This window comes from Sphaerisporangium sp. TRM90804, from assembly GCF_029846175.1.
Classification (GTDB): domain Bacteria; phylum Actinomycetota; class Actinomycetes; order Streptosporangiales; family Streptosporangiaceae; genus Sphaerisporangium.
Map to the genome: position 1 here is coordinate 26,114 of NZ_JARWAC010000030.1, position 20,141 is coordinate 46,254.

17 protein-coding genes are annotated in these 20,141 nt (G+C 72.5%); 11 read left to right on the top strand and 6 right to left on the bottom strand.

What is annotated here, in order from left to right; translation table 11 throughout:
• The 4 genes from PYR91_RS31585 (at position 1) to PYR91_RS31600 (ending at position 3,515) form a co-directional block, all read left to right on the top strand.
• Positions 1–1,476, top strand: coding sequence for a 3-hydroxybutyryl-CoA dehydrogenase (locus tag PYR91_RS31585; RefSeq protein WP_279785810.1), 1,476 nt, complete (start codon positions 1–3; stop codon positions 1,474–1,476).
• A 41-nt stretch (positions 1,477–1,517) separates the two neighbouring features.
• The gene (locus PYR91_RS31590; protein WP_279785812.1) at positions 1,518–1,856 is read left to right on the top strand and encodes an ATP/GTP-binding protein; all 339 of its coding nucleotides are present in this window, start codon (positions 1,518–1,520) and stop codon (positions 1,854–1,856) included.
• Between the two features lie 108 nt (positions 1,857–1,964).
• Complete coding sequence (locus PYR91_RS31595) at positions 1,965–2,669, top strand: alpha/beta fold hydrolase (protein WP_279785813.1); 705 nt, start codon at positions 1,965–1,967, stop codon at positions 2,667–2,669.
• A gap of 87 nt (positions 2,670–2,756) precedes the next feature.
• Complete coding sequence (locus PYR91_RS31600) at positions 2,757–3,515, top strand: SDR family NAD(P)-dependent oxidoreductase (RefSeq protein WP_279785814.1); 759 nt, start codon at positions 2,757–2,759, stop codon at positions 3,513–3,515.
• Between the two features lie 198 nt (positions 3,516–3,713).
• Here PYR91_RS31600 and PYR91_RS31605 read toward each other — a convergent pair whose 3' ends face one another.
• Positions 3,714–5,015, bottom strand: coding sequence for a DivIVA domain-containing protein (locus PYR91_RS31605; RefSeq protein WP_279785816.1), 1,302 nt, complete (start codon positions 5,013–5,015; stop codon positions 3,714–3,716).
• 259 nt (positions 5,016–5,274) lie between these two features.
• On the bottom strand, positions 5,275–5,718 hold the full coding sequence (gene mce, locus PYR91_RS31610; protein ID WP_279785817.1) for a methylmalonyl-CoA epimerase: 444 nt from the start codon (positions 5,716–5,718) through the stop codon (positions 5,275–5,277).
• A 150-nt stretch (positions 5,719–5,868) separates the two neighbouring features.
• Between mce and PYR91_RS31615 the strand changes: the two genes are divergently transcribed.
• Positions 5,869–7,056 carry an acetyl-CoA C-acetyltransferase gene (locus PYR91_RS31615; RefSeq protein WP_279786058.1) on the top strand — a complete coding sequence of 396 codons (1,188 nt, stop codon included), beginning with the start codon at positions 5,869–5,871 and terminating at the stop codon, positions 7,054–7,056.
• Between the two features lie 2 nt (positions 7,057–7,058).
• Here PYR91_RS31615 and PYR91_RS31620 read toward each other — a convergent pair whose 3' ends face one another.
• Entirely contained in the window at positions 7,059–7,529 is a 471-nt protein-coding gene (locus PYR91_RS31620; RefSeq protein ID WP_279785819.1) for a MarR family transcriptional regulator, read from the bottom strand.
• Positions 7,530–7,685: 156 nt separating this feature from the next.
• Between PYR91_RS31620 and PYR91_RS31625 the strand changes: the two genes are divergently transcribed.
• From PYR91_RS31625 to PYR91_RS31635, 3 genes are all read left to right on the top strand, one after another.
• Complete coding sequence (locus PYR91_RS31625) at positions 7,686–8,141, top strand: hypothetical protein (RefSeq protein ID WP_279785821.1); 456 nt, start codon at positions 7,686–7,688, stop codon at positions 8,139–8,141.
• A 55-nt stretch (positions 8,142–8,196) separates the two neighbouring features.
• The gene (locus tag PYR91_RS31630) at positions 8,197–9,003 is read left to right on the top strand and encodes a class I SAM-dependent methyltransferase (protein ID WP_279785823.1); all 807 of its coding nucleotides are present in this window, start codon (positions 8,197–8,199) and stop codon (positions 9,001–9,003) included.
• A gap of 133 nt (positions 9,004–9,136) precedes the next feature.
• Complete coding sequence (locus tag PYR91_RS31635; RefSeq protein WP_279785825.1) at positions 9,137–11,497, top strand: family 2 encapsulin nanocompartment cargo protein terpene cyclase; 2,361 nt, start codon at positions 9,137–9,139, stop codon at positions 11,495–11,497.
• 539 nt (positions 11,498–12,036) lie between these two features.
• On the opposite strand, the gene PYR91_RS31640 is transcribed toward PYR91_RS31635, so the two are convergent.
• Both PYR91_RS31640 and PYR91_RS31645 read right to left on the bottom strand, forming a co-directional pair.
• The gene (locus tag PYR91_RS31640; protein ID WP_279785827.1) at positions 12,037–12,726 is read right to left on the bottom strand and encodes a DUF4230 domain-containing protein; all 690 of its coding nucleotides are present in this window, start codon (positions 12,724–12,726) and stop codon (positions 12,037–12,039) included.
• Between the two features lie 405 nt (positions 12,727–13,131).
• On the bottom strand, positions 13,132–14,682 hold the full coding sequence (locus tag PYR91_RS31645; RefSeq protein ID WP_279785829.1) for a hypothetical protein: 1,551 nt from the start codon (positions 14,680–14,682) through the stop codon (positions 13,132–13,134).
• 342 nt (positions 14,683–15,024) lie between these two features.
• Between PYR91_RS31645 and PYR91_RS31650 the strand changes: the two genes are divergently transcribed.
• Positions 15,025–15,558, top strand: coding sequence for a MarR family transcriptional regulator (locus tag PYR91_RS31650; protein WP_279786059.1), 534 nt, complete (start codon positions 15,025–15,027; stop codon positions 15,556–15,558).
• 84 nt (positions 15,559–15,642) lie between these two features.
• Here PYR91_RS31650 and PYR91_RS31655 read toward each other — a convergent pair whose 3' ends face one another.
• A complete protein-coding gene (locus PYR91_RS31655; protein WP_279785830.1) occupies positions 15,643–17,388 on the bottom strand; it encodes a S8 family serine peptidase in 1,746 nt (581 codons plus the stop codon).
• A gap of 140 nt (positions 17,389–17,528) precedes the next feature.
• Here PYR91_RS31655 and PYR91_RS31660 point away from each other — a divergent pair, with 140 nt between their 5' ends.
• Complete coding sequence (locus PYR91_RS31660; protein WP_279785831.1) at positions 17,529–18,485, top strand: tetratricopeptide repeat protein; 957 nt, start codon at positions 17,529–17,531, stop codon at positions 18,483–18,485.
• Between the two features lie 231 nt (positions 18,486–18,716).
• Positions 18,717–20,126: an NAD-dependent malic enzyme gene (locus PYR91_RS31665; RefSeq protein WP_279785833.1), complete on the top strand. Its 1,410-nt coding sequence runs from the start codon at positions 18,717–18,719 to the stop codon at positions 20,124–20,126.
• Positions 20,127–20,141 lie beyond the last annotated feature (15 nt).

Below are 20,141 nucleotides of genomic sequence, written 5' to 3' on the forward strand. Positions count from 1 at the left end.
GTGGCCGCGTACGAGACCGTCGGAGTCGTCGGGCTGGGCACGATGGGGGCGGGCATCGCCGAGGTCTTCGCCCGCGCGGGGCTGGCGGTGATCGGGGTCGAGGCCGACCCCGCCGCGCTCGAACGCGGCCGCGGCCACGTTCAGAGGTCCACCGGCAGGGCGGTGAGCCGGGGCAGGCTGACCGAGGCCGAGCGTGACGAGATCATCGGCCGCGTCACCTTCGCCGGCTCGCTGGAGGACCTGCACGAGGCCGACCTGGTCGTCGAGGCGATCCCCGAGGTCATGGGCCTCAAGCGCGCCCTGTTCACCGAGCTCGACCGCCTCTGCAAGCCCGAGACGGTGCTCGCGACCAACACCTCCTCCCTGCCGGTCACCGCGATCGCCGCCACGACGGGCCGCCCGGGGCGCGTCGTCGGAATGCACTTCTTCAACCCGGCGCCGGTGATGCGGCTGGTCGAGGTGGTGGGCACGGTGGTCACCGAGGACGGCGTGGCCGAGGACGTCGCGGCGCTGGCGCGCCGCCTCGGCAAGACGCCGGTGCGCGTGGGCGACAGGGCCGGTTTCGTGGTCAACCGCCTGCTGCTCGGGTATCTCAACCACGCCGCGGCGCTGCTGGAGCGCGGGGTGGCCTCGCGGGACGACATCGACGCCGCGATGCGGGCGGGCGCCGGCCTGCCCATGGGCCCCTTCGCCCTGCTCGACCTGATCGGCCTGGACACCTCGCGCGAGATCTGCGAGGTGCTCTTCCAGGAGACCCGCGACCGCGTGCACGCCCCCGCGCCCATCCTGCGCGAGCTGGCCGCCGCAGGGCTGCTGGGGCGCAAGAGCGGCCGCGGCTTCCACGCCTACGACGGCGCCGGGCGTGACACCCCGGGCACGGCGCCCGGCGGCGAGCCGTTCGCCGGGACGGTCGGCGTGCTGGGGGAGGGCGCGGAGGCGTTCGCCGCCCGGCTGGCGGACGCGGGCGTCGCGACCGCCGGCCCGCGCGACGCCGGCCTGGTGGTCGCGCTGTCACCGGCGCCCGTCGTCCAGCACGCGGCGGGGCTGCCGCACCCCGAGCGCCTGGTCGGGCTGCACCTGGTGGGCGAGGAGGTGGCCGAGGTCGTGTCGACGGCGCTCACCTCGCCCGGCACCGCCGAGGCCGCACGCCGCCTGGTCCGCGGGCTCGGGCTGACCCCCGTGGCGTGCGCCGACCGCGCCGGGTTCGTGGTGGACGCCCTGCTCCTGCCGTACATCAACGACGCGGTGCGCATGTACGACTCGGGGTACGCCTCGGCCGAGGACATCGACGCGGCGATGCGGCTCGGCTGCGGCTACCCGGCAGGGCCGCTGGAGACGCTCGACGCCATCGGCCTGCGCAACGCGCGCGACGGGCTGCGCGCCCTGTACGACGAGTACCGCGAACCGTCCTTCGCGCCGGCCCCGCTGCTCGACCGCCTGGTGACCGCCGGTGTGACGAGCGTCAGGTCCCGGTGACGGCCGGAAGAAACCACTGCCATGTCTACGTTTGTCCGGTCATGAGCCCGCGCCGCGCCCGCCGCACGGATGACCCCCGCCGCACGGGTTCGCGCGGCCGGGGAGGTCCCGGCGGTGCCCCGCCCCCGCTGGACGGCGTGCTGCGCGGGATGGAGCGGGTGGAGGACTGGCCCGACGGCGAGTGGAAGATCCGCGCCGTCTCCGGCGCGGCCACCGGCAAGATCTACCGCTGTCCCGGCTGCGACCAGGAGATCCGTGCGGGGTTGCCGCACCTGGTGACCTGGCCGAACTGGACCGGAGGCGAGGAGGAGCGCCGCCACTGGCACACCGCGTGCTGGCGCAAGCGCATCCACCGCGGCCCCGGCCGCTCACGCTACTGAGACCATCCCGGAACCCGGCGCCCGCGCGCGGGAAGCCGGACACGCCGCCCCGAGCCCGTCACCCACCGAGCCGCCCGGACGGGGCGGCCCGCCACGAAGGAGCCATCGTTGGAGATCCGCTCGTCGACGGTACTGCCCGCCGTACGCGAAGACATCGAGCTGCACACCTCCGACGGGCTGACGCTGGTCGGCGAGCTGGCGCTGCCGCCCGAGGGCGCCCCGGCCGCCACGCTGATCTGCCTGCACCCGCTGCCCACGGCCGAGGGCATGATGGACAGCCACGTGCTGCGCAAGGCGGCCAACCGGCTGCCCGCCCTGGCCGGCGTCGCCGTGCTCCGCTTCAACACCCGTGGCACCGCGTCGGCGCGCGGGCGGTCCGAGGGGTCCTTCGCCGACGGCGAGGGCGAGCGGTTCGACGTGGCGGCGGCGCTGGAGTACGCCGAGTTCCACGACCTGCCGAACCCGTGGCTGCTCGGCTGGTCGTTCGGCACCGAGCTGGCGCTGAAGTGGGGGCACGACCCGCTCGTCCACGGCGCGATCCTGCTGTCGCCCCCGCTGAGCCGGGCCACCGACGCCGACCTCGACGCCTGGGCCGAGTTCGGGCGGCCGCTGGTCGCGCTGGTGCCGGAGTTCGACGACTACCTCAGGCCCGAGGAGGCGCGGCGGCGGTTCGCCAGGGTGCCGCAGGCGGAGGTGGTGGGCGTGGACAACGCCAAGCACCTGTGGGTGGGCGAGCCGTATGTGCGCATCGTGCTGGACGAGGTGGTCAAGCGCGTCAACCCGTCGGCCCACCCGCTGCCCACCGAGGCCTGAGACTCCCCGCCGCGCGGCGTGCCGGGACATGTACGCTGGACCGCGATCTCATAGAACCTTATTCGGTTTCGAGTCAGGAGGGCCGCCGTGCGGGCGTTCGATCTTTCCGGCAGGACCGCGCTGGTGACCGGCGCGTCACGAGGCATCGGGCGGGCCATCGCGATCGCCTTCGCCGAGGCGGGCGCCGACGTCGCGCTGGTCGCGCGGTCACAGGACACCCTGGCCGAGGTGGCCAAGGAGGTCGAGGCGTTCGGGCGCCGGGCGTACGCCCTGCCGTGCGACCTCACCGACAGGGACGCCGCCCCCGGCCTCGTCCAGCGGGCCATCGAGTCCCTGGGGCACCTGGACATCGTGGTGAACAACGCCGGCGGCTCCAACTTCATCGTCCCGTTCAAGGACCTGCGGCTGTCCGGCTGGGACAAGCTGATGAGGCTCAACCTCGACTCCACGATGGCCGTGTGCCACGCCGTCGCGCCGCACCTGCTGGAGCGCGGGTCGGGCTCGGTGATCAACGTGGCGTCCGTGGCCGCCCTGGGCGCGCCGTTCATCGCCCCGTACGCGGTGGCCAAGGCCGGCGTGGTCGCGCTGACCAAGTCGCTGGCGCTGGAGTGGGCCTCGGCCGGGGTGCGGGTCAACGCGCTGTGCCCCGGGTGGACCGCCACCGAGCTGAACCGCCCGCTGTGGGAGGACGAGAACGCCAGCCGGGCGACCATCGCCAACGTGCCGATGGGCCGGTGGGGCACCTCCGAGGAGATGGCGCCCCCGGCGGTCTTCCTCGCCAGCCAGGCGTCGGCGTTCGTCACCGGCCAGGTGCTGTTCGTCGACGGCGGCCTCACCGCCACCTGAGCGCGCCGGGCCCCGGCCGGGCGCGGGCCTGGATCTGCGCCTGGCGGGGCAGCGTGACCTCGCGCGGGAATCGGGCACGGCCGCTGCTCGCTCCAAGGGGGCGGCGGGAAAGGCAGGGCACGACACGGAAGAGCCTGGCGACCTCGGCGGTCGCCAGGCTCTCCCCGTTCCGTCCCTGACGCCCTTGGCGTGTCGTGCCTACTCCTGCCACCACTCGGAGTCGTTCTCGGCCTGCGAGGCCCGCTGCGGAGCGGGCGCCGGCGCGGGGGCCGGAGCGGGCTTCTCGTGCACGACCGGGGTCGGCGCGAGCGCCGGCTTCGGCGGGCTGGCCGCCACGGCCGGAGCGTCGTCCATGCCCGGAAGGGCGGCGCCGCCGAGGAGCTGGCGGAGCTGGGCGAGGTGGCTGGTGATGCTGTCGCGCTGGCGGGTCAGCTCGTCGACCTGCCGCTGGGCGAGCGTACGGTTGCGCTCGGCCTCGGACTTGGCGTCGGAGACGATCGACTCGGCGCTGGACTTGGCCTCGGCGACGAGCTGGTCGGCGTTCTTGCGCGCGTTGGCGAGAAGCTGCTTCGCGTGGGTGTCGGCCTCGCGGCGGGTCTGCTCGGCCTGCTGCGTCGCCTTGGTCGCGCGCTGCTCGGCGGTCGCGGCGCGCTGCTCGGCCTCGGCGACGAGCTTCTGCGTGGCGGCCTGCGCGGTGGCGTGGCGCTCGGACTCCTGGCGCTCGGCCTCCTCGCGCCTGGCGGCGAGCTGGATCTCGAACTCCGCCTCGTCCTGGGCGCGCTTGGCCTCGGACTCCTCCAGGACCCGCTGGGCCTGGGCACGCATCTCGTCAGCCTGACGCTTGGCGGTGGTCAGCACCTCGTCACGCTCGCGCTTGGTGGAGGCCCGGAGCTGGGCGACCTCGCGCTCGGTGGTCGTACGAAGCTTGGCGATCTCGCGCTCGGCGTCCGCGCGCTTCTCGGCGACCTCGTGGTCGGCGGTGGCGCGGAGCTTGGAGACCTCGCGCTCGGTGGTGCTGGTGAGCTCGTCGGCCTCGCGCCTGGCGGTCGAGCGGATCTCCTCGGCGTCCCGCTCGGCCGAGGTGCGCATCTCGTCGACCTCGCGGGTCGCCAGGGCCCGCTTCTCGGCGACCTCGTTCTCGGCCGCCGCGCGCAGGTCGGCGGCGTCGATCTTCGCGGCGGCCTTGATCTCGTTCGCCTCGGCCCTGGCGGCCTGGACGAGCTCGGTCGCCTGCTCCTCCGCCAGACGCAGCAACTGCTCGATGCGGGCCCCGAGACCGGAGTAGGTCGGCCGCTCCTGCTCCTGCAGCTGGCGCTGGGAGTCGGACAGCTCGCGCTGCAGAGCGGCCAGCTGCTCACGGGACTGACGCAGGTCGGTGTCGATCTGCTTCAGGTGGTCGTGCACCTGGTGCCGGTCGTAGCCACGGAGAACCACGTCGAATTCCCGCGTGGGGGCGTCTTCAAAGAAATTGTTCAACTGGGCGTCGATGTCGGACTGCATGAGGCTCGATCCTGGGTTGTCGAGACGGCTACACGGGCCGGACGGGGGGCGGACATCCGGGGGCGGGAACCCGGGCTGATGGTCGCGCGCGCGCGGCACCGACCGGCCGGGGCGTGCTGGCGCTCACCCCTTGGGTCCCTGTGCTGGCTCGCCGTCCATGGCGGGATCCACGTCCGGATGGTAGGCCAGCGTACTCCGGTGTTGCCGAATTGGAGGTGCCGTCCGACTTTCTGCGCGACTTGTTACGAATAAGCCATTGTTAAGTTTCGTCTGCTAGGGACTGGCGCGGAGGCGACTGCACCAGCTCTGTCAAGACTCCTCCCACGTCTTTCGGATGAAGAAACGCGATTGAGGTGCCCATTGCCCCGTGGCGGGGGTCGCTGTCGATCAACCGTACCCCCCGGCCGCCGATCTCGCGGATGGCCTGGGCGACGTCCGGCACTCCGTAGGCGACGTGGTGGACGCCCTCGCCGCGCTTGGCCAGGAACTTCCCCACCGGCGTGTCGGGCCCCAGCGGCTCAAGGAGCTGGATGTAGGAACCGCCTCCCTCGCCGTCGGCCACGTGCAGCATGGCCTCTTTCACCCCTTGCTCCTCATTGACTTCGAGGCTGACCACGGTCACGCCGAAGGTCGATCGGTAGAAGTCGATCTTCTCGTCGAGATTGGCGCAGGCGATGCCCACGTGGTCGATTCTCAGAAGCATTGCGTGCCCTCCATCCATCCGGCGCCACGCCCGCCGGTACCGGGGAGACCTCCGCGAGGCCGCGTGGAGCCTCCTGGGTATGGTGGCAAAGTCGCCTCAGACCCCATCATGGAGGCCCCGGTGTCCAGTTCTTCCGCCACCCCGTCCAGCATGTCGCGATCCGTCATCGTGGCGGGGGCGCGCACACCCATCGGCAGGCTGCTCGGCTCCCTGTCCAGCCTGTCCGCCGTCGAGCTCGGGGGCATCGCCATCAAGGCGGCGCTGGAGCGCGCCGGCGTCGCACCCGGCCAGGTGCAGTACGTGATCATGGGCCAGGTCCTCCAGGCGGGGGCGGGCCAGATCCCGTCGCGCCAGGCCGCGGTCAAGGCCGGCATCCCGATGAGCGTGCCGTCGCTGACCGTCAACAAGGTGTGCCTGTCGGGGCTGGACGCCATCGCCCTGGCCGACCAGCTCATCCGGGCCGGCGAGTTCGACATCGTGGTCGCGGGCGGCATGGAGTCGATGAGCAACGCCCCGCACCTGCTGCCCGGCCTGCGCAGGGGCGTGAAGTTCGGCGGCGGAGAGATCCTCGACTCGATGGCCCTGGACGGTCTCACCGACGTCTACGACCAGGTGTCCATGGGCGAGTCGACCGAGCGGCACAACACCCGCCTGGGGCTTCGCCGCGCGGAGCAGGACGCCTACTCCGCCCGGTCGCACCAGCTCGCCGCCGCCGCGGCCAAGGACGGGAACTTCGACGACGAGATCGTCCCGGTGACGCTGCCGCAGCGCAAGGGCGACCCCGTCGTCATCACCGCCGACGAGGGCGTGCGCGGCGACACCACCGTGGAGACCCTGGCCCGGCTGCGGCCGGCCTTCGCCAAGGACGGCACCATCACCGCCGGCTCGGCGTCCCAGATCTCCGACGGCGCGTGCGCGGTCGTCGTCATGTCCCGGAGCAAGGCCGAGGAGCTCGGGCTGCCCTGGCTGGCCGAGATCGGCGCCCACGGCAACGTGGCGGGGCCGGACAACTCGCTGCAGTCGCAGCCCTCCAACGCGATCTTGCACGCCCTCGGCAAGCAGGGGCTCGCGGTCGGCGACCTCGACGTCATCGAGATCAACGAGGCGTTCGCGGCGGTCGTGCTCCAGTCGACCAAGGATCTCGGCGTCTCGCCCGACAAGGTCAACGTCAACGGCGGCGGCATCGCGCTCGGCCACCCGATCGGCGCCTCGGGCGCGAGGATCGTGCTGAGCCTGGCCCACGAGCTGCGCCGCCGCGGCGGCGGCACGGGCGCGGCGGGCCTGTGCGGCGGGGGCGGCCAGGGTGACGCCCTGGTGATCACGGTCCCGTCCTCCTGACCTCACGCCTCGCGCGCCGGCTCCGGCTCGCCGGGGCCGGCGGAGGCCGCCAGGCGGGCGGTCTGGGCCTTCAGCACCTCGATGGTGCCGTTCACGTAGTCGGTGATCGTGGCCAGCTCGCGCTCGTCGTACTTCGCCATGAACGCGCCCATCTCGCGGCCGAGGTCGGCGAAGATGCCGCTCAGGTCGGGCAGGTGGCCGGTGGTGGCGGAGATCAGCACGCGGCGGCGGTCCTCGGGGTCGTGGACACGCCGCACGTAGCCGGCCCGTTGCAGCCGGTCGACCAGCGCGGTGATCGCGCTCGCGCCGAGCCCCAGCTCGGCGGCGAGCGCCCCCGCGGGCAGCGGGCCGTTCCTGGTGACGAACCCCAGGGCCTTGTGGTCGACCGCGTTCAGCCCGAGCCGCCGCGCGACCGCCTCGTGGAAGAGCACGACCGCGGTGCTCAGCTCCCAGCCAAGATCGGCGCCATCCATCGTCGGCTCCTGTTGCTTCGATGTGGTGAATATTTCATCACGCTGAAGTAGCGTATCAGTATGGCTATTCTTTCCGGGTGGCGGCTCAGCCGCGACGCAGCACGCTGGGGTGGGAATCTCTACCTCCGGCGCTTCGGTACCGTCTTCGGGCTGTCCATGCTTCCCACCGTTCAGCGATTCATCGCCGTGCGCTGGAGTCACGACCTGCCCACCTCGGTCAACGTCACCGCGGAGGCGGCCACGGGGGTCAGCAGGGTTCTGCTCCTCTACGTCGTCTTCAAGCTGGCGATGAGGGACGACCCGCGGCTGGCGTCCCTCGGCCGGCAGGACCGGTGGGAGCGCGTGAGTGCGTTCATCGAGCGCAGAGGGGGCGACTTCGCCCTGCAGTTCGCCGTGCTGGGCCTCGCGTTCGTCGCCTTCGACACGCTGCCCGGCCTCGCCGTCGAGCACCTGCTCGCCGAGGACGCCCGCGAGGCGGCGACCGCCACGCTGGTCTCCGTCAAGAACCCCACGGTGATCGCCTTCACGATCATCTGGATGGTGGGCGTCGCCCGTCAGATGATGCTCTCGGCCGAGCCCCGCCGGCCCGCGCCCGCTGAGGTGGCGTCGTAGGTTCGGGTGGTGGCCGGAAACGGGGGCGACGGCGGGCGGGCGTACCGTGATCGGCATGGCGAGATTACAGCTCACCGGCGAGAAGGCCACGATGCTCGGCACCCTGTACGGCCGGGCTCTGGACGCGGAGTCGGCGCACCCCATCCTCAACGACACCATGGCCCGCGACGCCGTGCGCGCGATCGACTTCGACTTCCGCGAGACGGGCCTCCGCCAGGGAGACCAGGTGACCGTGGCGCTCCGCGCCGAGCACCTGGACACCTGGACCAGGCAGTTCCTCGACGCCCATCCCGAGGCCGTCGTGCTGCACCTCGGCTGCGGCCTCGACACCCGGGTCTACCGCGTCGACCCCGGGCCGGGCGTGAGGTGGTTCGACGTCGACTACCCCGAGGTGGTCGAGCTGCGGCGCGAGCTGTACCCCCCGCGTGAGGGCTACGAGGTGATCGGCTCCTCGGTGACCGACCCCGCCTGGTTCGCCCGGGTGCCCGGCGACCGGCCCGTGCTGGTCGTCGCCGAGGGGCTGACCATGTACCTGCGGGCGGAGGAGGGGAAGGCCCTCCTGCGCCGCATCGTCGGCCACTTCCCCTCCGGGCAGATCGTCTTCGACGGCTTCAGCACGCGCGGCATCAGGATGCAGAAGATCAACCGGATCGTGCGCAAGGCGAAGGCGACGCTGTACTGGGGCATCGACGACGCGGCGGAGCTGGAGGCGGCCGCGGCCGGCCTGCGGTGCGTGACCACCCTGAGCGCCTTCGAGCTGGACTACGGCAGGCTGGGGGCGGGATACCGGGCGCTGGCCAGGGTCGGCAGGCGCGTTCCGGTCCTGCGGCGGATGGCGGTCTTCTACCGGCTGGAGTTCTGAGGGCCGCCGCACCCCGGGCGGCCTGGTCGCGATTCCCGAACTTGTACCGAGCGTTGTCGAACCATTACTTTGGGTGGCGAGGGTGCCGTCGTCACCGCGGCGGTTCATGCGACCAGATGGGGTGGGGTTCGTCGTGACGGAATCGGTTTCCTGGGACGCCCGGGCGCGGCACGAGTTCGGCACCGCCGCGTTCACGCCGTGGGAGGTCCCGGACACCTCGGGCCCGGAGGGGCCGGCGGAGCAGCCGTTCGAGCTGCCCGACTTCTACCTGCCGTATCCCGCGCGGCTCAACCCCCACGTCGAGACGGCGCGCGCGCACACCCGGGCCTGGGCGTGGGAGATGGGCATCCTCGACCCCGGCCTCGGCATCTGGGACGAGGCCAGGCTCGACGCCATGGACTACGGCCTGCTGTGCGCCTACACCCATCCCGACGCCTCGGCCACCGAGCTCGACCTGATCACCGACTGGTACGTCTGGGTCTTCTTCTTCGACGACCACTTCCTGGAGCTGTTCAAGCGCGGCCGTGACATCGCGGGCGCCAAGGCCTACCTCGACCGGCTGTCGGCCTTCATGCCGGTCGACCCGCCCGACTCCCCGCCGCCGGTCCCGGAGAACCCCGTCGAACGTGGCCTGGCCGACCTCTGGGCTCGCACGGTCCCGGCGATGTCGGCCGACTGGCGGCGCCGGTTCGCCCAGAGCACCGCCCACCTGCTGGAAGAGTCCCTGTGGGAGCTGTCGAACATCGACGAGGGCCGGGTCGCCAACCCACTGGAGTACATCGAGATGCGGCGCAAGGTCGGCGGCGCCCCGTGGTCGGCCAACCTCGTCGAGCACGCCGTGGGCGCCGAGGTGCCCGCCGCCATCGCGGCCAGCCGACCGATGGGCGTGCTCAGGGACACCTTCGCCGACGGCGTGCACCTGCGCAACGACCTGTTCTCCTACGAGCGCGAGATCGGCGAGGAGGGCGAGCTGAGCAACGGCGTGCTCGTCTTCGAGCGGTTCTTCGACCTCGGCACGCAGGGCGCGGCCGACGCCGTCAACGACCTGCTGACCTCCCGGCTGCACCAGTTCGAGAACACCGTCCTGACCGAGCTGCCGCCGCTCTTCGAGGAGCACGGCCTCGGCCCGCTGGAGCGCCTGGGCGTGCTGGCCTACGTCAAGGGCCTGCAAGATTGGCAGTCGGGCGGGCACGAGTGGCACATGCGCTCCAGCCGTTACATGAACCGCGGCTCCCGCGACCTCCCGGCCACCTGGAACCCGCCGCTCGGCCCGGTGGGGCTGGGCACGGCCGCGGCGCGTGTCGACCTGCGGCCCGGCCTGTCAGGGCCCGGCGGGGTCGGCAGCTACACCCATGTGCCGTTCCAGCCCGTGGGGCCCATGACGCCACCCGAGATCTACATGCCGTTCCCGGTGCGCGCCAACCCCCATCTCGGCTCCGCCCGGCGGCACACCGTCGAGTGGGCGCGCGAGACGGGCATGTTCGCCGACCTCGCCGGCGTGCCGGGCTCGGCCGTCTGGAGCGAGCGCAAGCTCCGCGTGTTCGACTTCGCCGTGTGCGCCGCGGCCATCAACCCCGACGCCCCCGCGCGCGAGCTCGACCTGGCGACCGACTGGCTGACCTGGGGCACCTACGCCGACGACTACTTTCCGGCGGTATTCGGGCGCACCCGCGACATGGCGGGCGCCAAGGTGTTCAACACGCGCCTCTCGGCGTTCATGCCGCTCGACCTGGCGCCCACGCCGCCGCCGGCGAACCCGGTGGAGACCGCCCTGGCCGACCTGTGGGTGCGCACGGCGTCCACCATGACGATGCAGGCCCGGCGCCGGTTCCGTGCGGGCGTGGAGTCGATGACCGAGAGCTGGCTGTGGGAGCTGGCCAACCACATGCAGAACCGCGTTCCCGACCCCGTCGACTACGTCGAGATGCGCCGCAGGAGCTTCGGCTCCGACCTCACCATGAACCTCTGCCGCATCGACCACGGCGACACCATCGCGCCGGAGGTCTACCGCACCAGGACGATCAGCGGCCTGGAGAACTCCGCCGCCGACTTCGGGGCCCTGGTCAACGACCTCTTCTCCTACCAGAAGGAGATCCAGTTCGAAGGCGAGCTGCACAACTGCGTGCTCGTCGTGCAGGACTTCTTCGGATGCGACGCCGCCCAGGCCGTCGGCGTCGTCAACGACCTGATGACCTCGCGCGTGCGCCAGTTCGAGCACCTCGCCGCGACCGAGTTGCCCGTCCTGTGCGACGACCTCGGCCTCGACGCCGACGCCCGCCAGACGCTCGACGGGTACGTCCAGGAACTACGCGACTGGATGGCCGGAGTCCTCCTGTGGCACCGCGAAACCGGCCGCTACGACGAGTCCGAACTCACCCGCCCACCCGACCCCGAGCCCGTCCCCGCCCACGGCGCGTCCCCCGCGCCCGTGCTCGGCGGCCCCACCGGCTTAGGCACGGCGGCGGCCCACCTGGGCACGCTGCTGGTGGGCTGACCCGCTTTCACCCGTGCCCCTCGCGACTCACCGGCCGCCGCCCCGAAACGGTGCCTTCGGCGCCTTCAGAAGGGCGGCCCTCCTGCGGCTTCGCCTTCGCCGTCGCGCAGGTAACCGTTCCCGGGGTTGTTCGAGGGACGCTGGTCATCGGCACCATACGGGTCCACCGGCCGGATGCGGGGCGAGGTATGACCCAGGCCGGTCATCCCGCCCCGCTCCCGTCCCTGGGCCGCCGGCGCCTCAGGACGGGTGCGCGCGACCTGGGGATGCGCCGGGTCGAGGGTCGCCCTCAAGAAGGCTGCGCCGCCGCTTGGGTCGGTCGCGGGTGGCGATTCGGGACGGCCGCCGGTTGGGTCGCGGGCGGCGACGCGGGTGCCGTGAAACGCGTCGGCAGAAGGACCGTCCACCGGCCGGATCTGTTCGGCAAGCGCGCGGACGGCTACGCCTGGTGGCGCTCACCCGCGGGCGAGGGTGGCCGGGCATGCCCTTGGCCTCTCCCGCCGTCGACGACCGCTCACCCGCGCGCGAGGGTGGGCCGGTCAGGGTTCGTCGGCGAACTTGACGGTGACCTTGGCGAAGCCCAGCGACTTCATCATGCCGATCAGCATGGTCCGGGTGTTCTGGTCGGCGCGGGCGCGCAGGTCGCTCGACTGGGCGGCCTCGCCTATCTTCTTCGCGGCCAGCACGTAGAGCTCCTGCTGGTTCTGCGGCGAGTTCGACAGCATGTCCTGCATCCGGTCGAGCAGACCGCGCTCGTGGGCGTAGACGTACGACTTGGCGTTGTCCAGGCGCGGCTCCTCCAACTGCGCGCGCGGCAGCCGGACGGTGACCTCGGTGCGGTCGGGGGAGACGGTGATGGCGTCGTCGCCCAGGGCCGCGAAGTCGACGTAGGCGTCGACGCTGCCCGCGCCCACGAACAGCGTGCGTGAGCCCTTGATGGCGTCCGGCAGCGCGGCGGCGTCCTTCTCCAGGTCCACGATCACCTGGAAGTTGCCGCTGGCGGCCTGGAACCGGCTCATGTTCTGGATCGACTGGAGCAGCACGGGCTGGCTGCGGTCGACGGTCGTCTCGCCGAAGGGGTTGAGGTACGACCAGGCGAGCCTGCCACCGACCAGCAGCAGGACGATCAGCACGAGCAAGCCCGCCAGAAAGCGCCAGGCTTTACGGGACCGGTGAGGCACCGGCTCCGCGGCCACCGCGGTCTGGGGGGTCGACGTCTGGCGGTTCACGGCTCTCTCCTTCCCGGGATCAGACCTTTCTCACCTTCCCGGCTTCCCGCCTTCCAGCCGAAGCCCCGTCGAAGACCGCCACCGGCCTGGCGAGCGCCCCCTGTCGCTGGCCCAGACCAGACCCCGCCCTCCGGCTCGGCGATCGCCGCCCGCCCAGTCACCAGCCCAGTCACCGGCGCGCTGAGCGGGCCGGGGCGAGGGGTTGCGGCTCGTCGTCGGGGGCAGCGGTCACGGCGCGTTCACCGCCCCTGCGAGCGGCCCCCGTCACCGACCCGGGCCAGGGCTCGTCACCTGGGCTCGGCGATGGCCGTCACCGCCCCGGCTCACCGCCCCTCCTGCCGGTCTAGTGAGGAGGAATGGTGAGCGGAGCGGAGCGGTGACGGCGTGGCTCGTCGGTCGGGGTGGTCACGGTGTGTTGAGGGAGGGTGGGTGCGGCATGGTCGGGTACGGCGAGCCGGGCACCGGGGAGTGCGGCGGAGGGTAGTGAGCGCCGCCTCCGCCGCGACGGTCGTAGCCGCCCTGCCCGCCCGCGCCTTCGCGGCCCCCGCGGCTCCAACCGCCTTCGCGGGCCTCTCGGCTCCAGCCGCCCTCCCGGCTCCAGCGGGTGCCGTCGCTTCCGCGGTTCCAGGCGGCTCCGTGGCCGCCTCGGCCGCCGGTGCCCGAGAGCGGGGTGGCGGCGTGGCCCTGGCGCCGGAACATCGGCTGCGGCAGGACCCGCGGCATGGCGCCGCCGCCGAAATGAGTCGTCTTCAGGCGGCACAGCGCGAAGTCGGTGTAGAACATGCGCAGCCAGTCGCGGCGCTGGCTCTCGGTCAGGGCCGAGAACCACGCGGCGGCCCCCTGGTGCGCGGGCAGCGGGCCGCTGGGCAGCGGCGCGCCGCGCAGCCACGCCGTCACGATCGAGCGGTAACCGCTCTCGGGCGCCCGCGCGCACGGCCTGGCCAGCCGCTCGACGAACTCCGCGGCGGCCCTGGCGGCGTACCCCGGGGTGAGGTCGTCGACGTGGATCGGCACGACGCCGGGAGCGGCCGTGCCGGTGTCGCCGCGGGGCCGCTGCTCCACCCGCGAGAACGCCGCGGGCGTGCCGGTAAGGCGGGCGGCGATCGTGGTGAATGCGGCCCCCAGCTCGGTGAGCCCGCTGCTCATCCCGGGATGGACGCAGACGATGATCGGCCACTCCTGGCAGCTGTAGACCATCGGCTCGGTGGCCGCGACGGCCGGGGGCGCGCCCATCAGCCGGGCCATGCCCGTGCCCGCCGCCAGCAGCGCGAGCATCGCCGCGGCCAGCGCGACCGCGCGCCGGGTGACCACGGCCGCCCAGGTGAACAGCAGGGCGGCGGCCAGCCCGAGCAGCCACAGCGTCTGGTCGGCGAAGGCGGCCGGGCTCAGCCCCTCGAACGGGTCGTAGGGCTCGGACGTGGCGGGCGCGAGCCTGCCCACCCACGACGACGCCCCCGCCACCCAGGTGAGCAGCCCGTAGGCGCCGACGCCCGCGAGGAGCGGCGTGAGCGGCCAGGGCAGCACCCAGCCGACGACCCACCCGATCATCGCGTAGAGCGCCAGCCCGGCCGCTCCCACGGCGAGCCCGGTGGGCGCCAGATGCCCCGCCTGCTCGGTGAGGACGGCCTTCATGGCCAGCACGGTGACGGTGGCCGCGAAGGCCCCGACCACCACGGCGAGCACCGCCAGCGGCGATCTCAGCGTCGGCCAGGCGCCGTGCGCGCGGTGCGCGGCCGCGCGCCGGTCGCGCACGGCCACCCACGCGGCGAACGCCGCGGCGACCGGACCGGTCAGCCGCAGCGAGCCGATGACGGCGACCATGACGTTCTCCCATGCGGACACGCCAGGAACAAGGACGCTCCACGCCGCGAGCAGGCCCAGCGCGAGCAGCATTCCTACCGCCACCAGCGCGCTGTGCTTCAGCTCCTCGCGTGAAACGCCCCTTTGCTCAAGCACGGCCCCGCGTGGGCCGGATGCCCGGCCACGCCGCCCGTGCTCGCTTGTTGCTCTTCATTCAGGAACCCCCGTGCCTGGATGAGCGGCGCGATCTGTGGGTGCCGGCCCCTTGGCACCTCGCGCCCGGCCCGCCACGCCGCCCGTCGACGGGACCGCGTAGCCGCGCCTCGCGCCGGGCGGCGCGGCTTTCCCCATGCTTTGGGCCGGGCTTTGCCGCGCTTCACCTCTTGCATGTCAACCATAACGGAGCGTGATGTTTGGCGTCCCGCTTCTTGGGCAACCGATGGAACTCGGTCACCCTGCGTCAGTGCTCGTGGCAGGCGCTAGCGTAGCGTTGTGTCCATCGGTGTTCCGAAGCCGCTTAACCTGCCGTTCGACCCCATCGAGCGCGCCGCCGAAACGTGGCGTGTCCACTTCGGGCCGTCCTCCGCCATGGCGGCCGTCACATCGATCATGAGAGCGCACCAGATCCTGCTCGGGCAACTGGACACGCTGCTCAGGCCGCATGACTTGACGTTCGCGCGCTATGAGGCGCTCGTGCTGCTCACCTTCAGCCGCACCGGCTCCCTGCCGCTGTCGCGCATCGGCGAGCGGCTCATGGTGCACCCCACGAGCGTGACCAACACCGTCGACCGCCTGGAGCGTGCCGGGCTGGTCCGCCGCATGCGCAACCCCAAGGACGGGCGCGGGGTGCTCGCCCAGATCACCGACAAGGGGCGCGAGGTCGTCACCAGGGCGACCGGCGACCTCATGGCCGCAGACTTCTGCATGGAGATGTACGGCGAGACCGACCGCGAGCGCATGTTCGAGCTGCTGCGCACCATCAGGGTCGCCGCCGGGGACTTCGCCGCCTACGACGAGCCCGGCCAGGGCTGAGAACGGGAAAGGGGCCCGTCCGAGGACGGGCCCCTTCCGCTCGCGGGGGTGCCGGAGCCCGAGGGCTCCGGGGCGAGGGTGGTACTACCGGCCGACGGCGCGCAGGGCGTCGACGATGCCCTTGCCGTAGAAGCCGTTGGACGCCGCGGACCCCTCACACAGGTGGGTGGCCGTGGCCGTGCTGCCGTCCGGCAGGTGGCGGGTGTAGGTGAAGGCCGGGGGAGTCGGGCACGGGGTCTTGGTGGCCGTGCTCTTCAGCCTGGCCTCGACGAGCGCGGGCGACAGGGTCTTGCCGCCGTTGCGCCAGTCGCGGATCCCGTACTTGCTGACGATGAGCGCCGCGACGCCGGCCGCGCGGGGCGACGCCATCGAGGTGCCCTGGAGGTACTGGTAGTAGGCGCAGGTCGAGCCCTTGCAGTCCTTGACCAGGTAGTCGACGGTCGGGTCGCCGTTGGCGTCCAGCTCGCCCCGCGCGATCGCGAGGGACGTCGGGTAGGCCGACAGCGTCGCCTTGGTGACGTCGCGGGTGTTGCCGGGGGTGTCGTAGGTGTCGCCGCCGGGGGCCGCCACGTCGACGTACCCGTTGCCGTAGCTGGAGTAGTACGACTTGCGCTTGCTGATGCCGGTGGCGGAGACCGAGATCACGTTCTCGGCCTCACCGGGCATGGAGACGCAGCTCGGCGCGATGGTGCGGGTGCGGGGAGCCTCGCCCGGCACGCTCGGGAAGTTGGGGCTGCCGGTGTCGGTGTACGGCTTGGTGTAGTCGGTGGCCTGGTTGCCGGCGGCGCCGACCAGCGTGACGCCGCGCCGGTGCGCGTAGTTGAGGGCGCGCTGGGCGGCCGCGATGATCGTGGCCTGCTCCAGACGGTCCTCGGGCGAGTCGGCGGCGTTGTCGGTGCAGTTGAACAGCCACGGGTCGATGTAGTAACTCATGTTGACCACGTCGACGCCGATGTCGCCGGCGTAGGTGAGCGCGTCCACGCTCGGCTGCAGGAAGAAGTACCCCGAGTCCTGGCCGACGCGCAGGTTCACGATCGAGACCTTGGGGGCCACGCCCGCGATGCCCAGCTTGTTGATCGGCGAGGCGATGGAGGACGCCACGTGGGTGCCGTGGTCGTTCTCGTCGACGTCGTTCGCGTCGTTGCAGGACTGGTCGGGCTCCTCCTCACACGGCCCGTCGACCTCGCCGCCGTTGGCGTCGGTGGGGATGTCGACCGTGAAGTTGCGGCTGAGCGCCTTGTTGAAGTTCGGCGCGATGTCCGGGTGCGTCCCGTCGACACCGGTGTCCAGGATGCCGACGAGCACCTTGGAGTCGCCCTGCTCGTACTTGTGCGCCTTGTCGGCGCGGATCTGCTTGAGGTCCCACTGCAGGTCCGACAGCGGCTCGGCCTTGGTGGTGCGGCCGTGCTTGATCGCACCGCCGCCCCGGCCCTCCTTCTCGACGGCCCGGTCGGCGTTGACCGCGCGGGCGCCGGCCGCGATGCGGTTGGCCTTCGGCGCGGTGCCGATGACGCGGTCCTTGGCGACGCCCTGGATGGCGGCGTTGTCCTTGATCGCCGCGACGAATCCGGCGTTCGAGGTGGTCACTGTGGCGAGGCCGACGGCGGTGTTCACCTTTTCGACGGTGCCGCCCGCTGCCTCGATCGCCTTCTGGGCTGTTGACGCGGCGGCGCCCTCCTTGTAGAGGACGACGTATCTGCTCGCGGCCGCCGGCTCGGCCGACGATCCGCCGGCCTGTGCCGGTCCGGCCACCGTTGCGGCGACCAGAGCGGCAGCGGCGGTGACGACGATGACGCGCTTCACTCCCACCTCCATATGAGCTGTACTCATGCTGACTCATCGTTTCGGGTGAACCCCGGCGGCGACAGCCGCATCTGGATTTGCGATGAAGGTGTGACATACGGCGGGCGGCGGACGGCCCGGGGGCCGAGGCGACCCTGCGCACCCGCCGGATGCGGCAGGATTGGGGTATGAGCCCAGCGGACTTCACTCGACCGGCATCGTTGCAGGGGGCCGTGGACCTCGGCGCGCGCAAGCAGGCGCTGGAGGCCCAGGCCCGCCGCGAGGCGGCGGCCCAGAGCGCCGCGCAAGGCGGCGACCCTGCGCCGCCGGCGTCCACGGCGGTCCTCGACGTCACCGACGCGACCTTCGCCACCGACGTCATCGAGCGCTCCATGCGCGTGCCGGTGATCCTCGACCTGTGGGCCACCTGGTGCGAGCCCTGCAAGCAGCTCAGCCCCATCCTCGAGAAGCTCGCCGGCGAGGCCGCGGGCCGGTGGGTGCTGGCGAAGGTCGACGTGGACGCCAACCCGCAGATCAGCGGCGCGCTCCAGGTGCAGAGCATCCCCACCGTGCTGGCCGTCTTCCAGGGGCAGGCCGTCACCGGGTTCCAGGGCGCGCTGCCCGAGGCGCAGGTGCGGCAGTGGCTCGACCAGCTCATGACCGCGCTGGCCCAGTACCTCGGCCCGCCCGGCGAGGCGCCCGAGGGCGAGGAGCGGCCCGCCGAGCCGCAGGCCGACCCCGACCTCCTCGCGGCCGAGAACGCCGTCGAGGCCGGCGACCTCGACGCCGCCGCGGCGGCGTACGAGCGGCTGCTGGCGCGTTCCCCCGCCGACGTCGACGCCAAGATCGGGCTGGCCGGCGTGGGGCTCGTCCGACGCACCCAGGGCCTCGACCCCGGCGCCGTGCTCCAGCGCGCCGAGGCCGACCCCCGCGACGTCGAGGCCCACACCCAGGCGGCCGATCTCGAGATGCTGAGCGGCAGGGTCGAGGAGGCGTTCGGCCGGCTCGTCACGCTGGTCCGTCGCACCGCGGGCGACGACCGCGACCGCGTGCGCAAGCACCTGCTCAACCTCTTCGAGGCCCTGCCCCCCGCCGACCCCGCGGTCGCCAAGGCCCGCAGAGACCTCGCCAGCGCGCTGTTCTGATCCGAAGCGTCCCCCGCGGGGCGTCGCGATCCGGCCATTCCGGTCCTCCGACCCGAGCGCTCCGCCCGCCCCACCGGCATCACCGCCGGTGGGGCCCCGCCGTTTCCGGGCCGAAGCGCTCCGCGCGGTCTGGCACGATGGATTTCCGGATATCCGCTGGCGAGCCGGATGCGCGATTTCGAGCAGCCGTGCGAGCGCGGACCACAACCACCCGCAAAGGAGCGGATTGACGTGGCCACCGTGCCGAGCGTGTCGTACTCGATAACCGTCCGCCTTGAGGTCCCCGCCGGCGGCAAGGCCGTCAGCCAGCTCACCCACGCGGTCGAGACCGCCGGCGGCGTGGTGACCGCCCTGGACGTCACCACCGCCGGTCACGAGACGCTCCGCATCGACGTCACCTGCGCCGCGCGCGACACCGAGCACGCGCAGGCCATCGTCGACAGCCTCGGCGCCGTCGAGGGCGTCACCCTGCACAAGGTGAGCGACCGCACCTTCCTCATGCACCTCGGCGGCAAGATCGAGATGCAGTCGAAGGTGCCGCTGCGCAACCGCGACGAGCTCTCGATGGCCTACACCCCGGGGGTCGCCCGGGTGTCGCTGGCCATCGCCCGCAACCCCGAGGACGCGCGCCGCCTCACCATCAAGCGCAACACCGTGGCGGTCGTCACCGACGGGTCGGCGGTGCTGGGGCTGGGCAACATCGGCCCGGCGGCGGCGCTGCCGGTCATGGAGGGCAAGGCCGCGCTGTTCAAGCGGTTCGCGGGCATCGACGCCTGGCCGATCTGCCTGGACACCCAGGACACCGACACCATCGTCGAGATCGTCCGCTGCATCGCGCCCGGCTTCGGCGGCATCAACCTGGAGGACATCTCGGCGCCGCGCTGCTTCGAGATCGAGCGCCGGCTGCGCGACCTGCTCGACATCCCGGTCTTCCACGACGACCAGCACGGCACCGCGATCTGCGTGCTCGCCGCCCTCACCAACGCGCTGCGCGTGGTCGGCAAGGAGCTGCCCGACGTGCGCATCGCCATGGCGGGCGCCGGGGCCGCGGGCACGGCCGTGCTGCGCCTGCTGATGGCGGCCGGCGCGCGCAACGTCGTGGTGTGCGACTACCTCGGCGCGGTGCACAAGGGCCGCGACGACCTCGACGACTCCCTGCGCTGGATCGCCGAGAACACCAACGCCGAGGGCTACGGCGGCGACCTTCGCGGCGCGGTCAAGGGCGCCGACGTCTTCATCGGCGTCTCCGCCCCGGGCATCCTGACCGGCGACGACATCGCCACCATGGCCGACTCTGCCGTGGTGTTCGCGCTGGCCAACCCCGAGCCCGAGGTGTCGCCCGACGACGCCAGGGAGCACGCGGCGGTCGTGGCCACCGGCCGGTCCGACTACCCCAACCAGATCAACAACGTGCTGGCGTTCCCCGGCGTGTTCCGCGGCCTGCTGGACGCCCAGTCGCGCACGGTCACCGAGACGATGCTGCTGGCCGCGGCGAAGGCCCTGGCCGCCGTGGTGTCGGACGACGAGCTCGGCCCCAACTACATCGTCCCCAGCGTCTTCCACCCCGACGTCGCGAGCGAGGTCGCGGCGGCCGTGCGGGAGTCGGCGGGCGGCAAGGTGCGCGGCCTCACCGAGGCGTAGCCGGGGCCAGGGGCG

Excerpts from the sequence above, each read along its gene's own strand:
- PYR91_RS31630 (WP_279785823.1), top strand. The coding sequence starts at position 8,197 with ATGGCGAGATTACAGCTCACCGGCGAGAAGGCCACGATGCTCGGCACC.
- PYR91_RS31590 (WP_279785812.1), top strand. The coding sequence starts at position 1,518 with ATGAGCCCGCGCCGCGCCCGCCGCACGGATGACCCCCGCCGCACGGGT.
- PYR91_RS31620 (WP_279785819.1), bottom strand. The coding sequence starts at position 7,529 with ATGGATGGCGCCGATCTTGGCTGGGAGCTGAGCACCGCGGTCGTGCTC.
- PYR91_RS31660 (WP_279785831.1), top strand. The coding sequence starts at position 17,529 with ATGAGCCCAGCGGACTTCACTCGACCGGCATCGTTGCAGGGGGCCGTG.
- PYR91_RS31625 (WP_279785821.1), top strand. The coding sequence starts at position 7,686 with ATGCTTCCCACCGTTCAGCGATTCATCGCCGTGCGCTGGAGTCACGAC.
- PYR91_RS31615 (WP_279786058.1), top strand. The coding sequence starts at position 5,869 with ATGTCGCGATCCGTCATCGTGGCGGGGGCGCGCACACCCATCGGCAGG.
- PYR91_RS31655 (WP_279785830.1), bottom strand. The coding sequence starts at position 17,388 with ATGAGTACAGCTCATATGGAGGTGGGAGTGAAGCGCGTCATCGTCGTC.
- PYR91_RS31605 (WP_279785816.1), bottom strand. The coding sequence starts at position 5,015 with ATGCAGTCCGACATCGACGCCCAGTTGAACAATTTCTTTGAAGACGCC.
- mce (WP_279785817.1), bottom strand. The coding sequence starts at position 5,718 with ATGCTTCTGAGAATCGACCACGTGGGCATCGCCTGCGCCAATCTCGAC.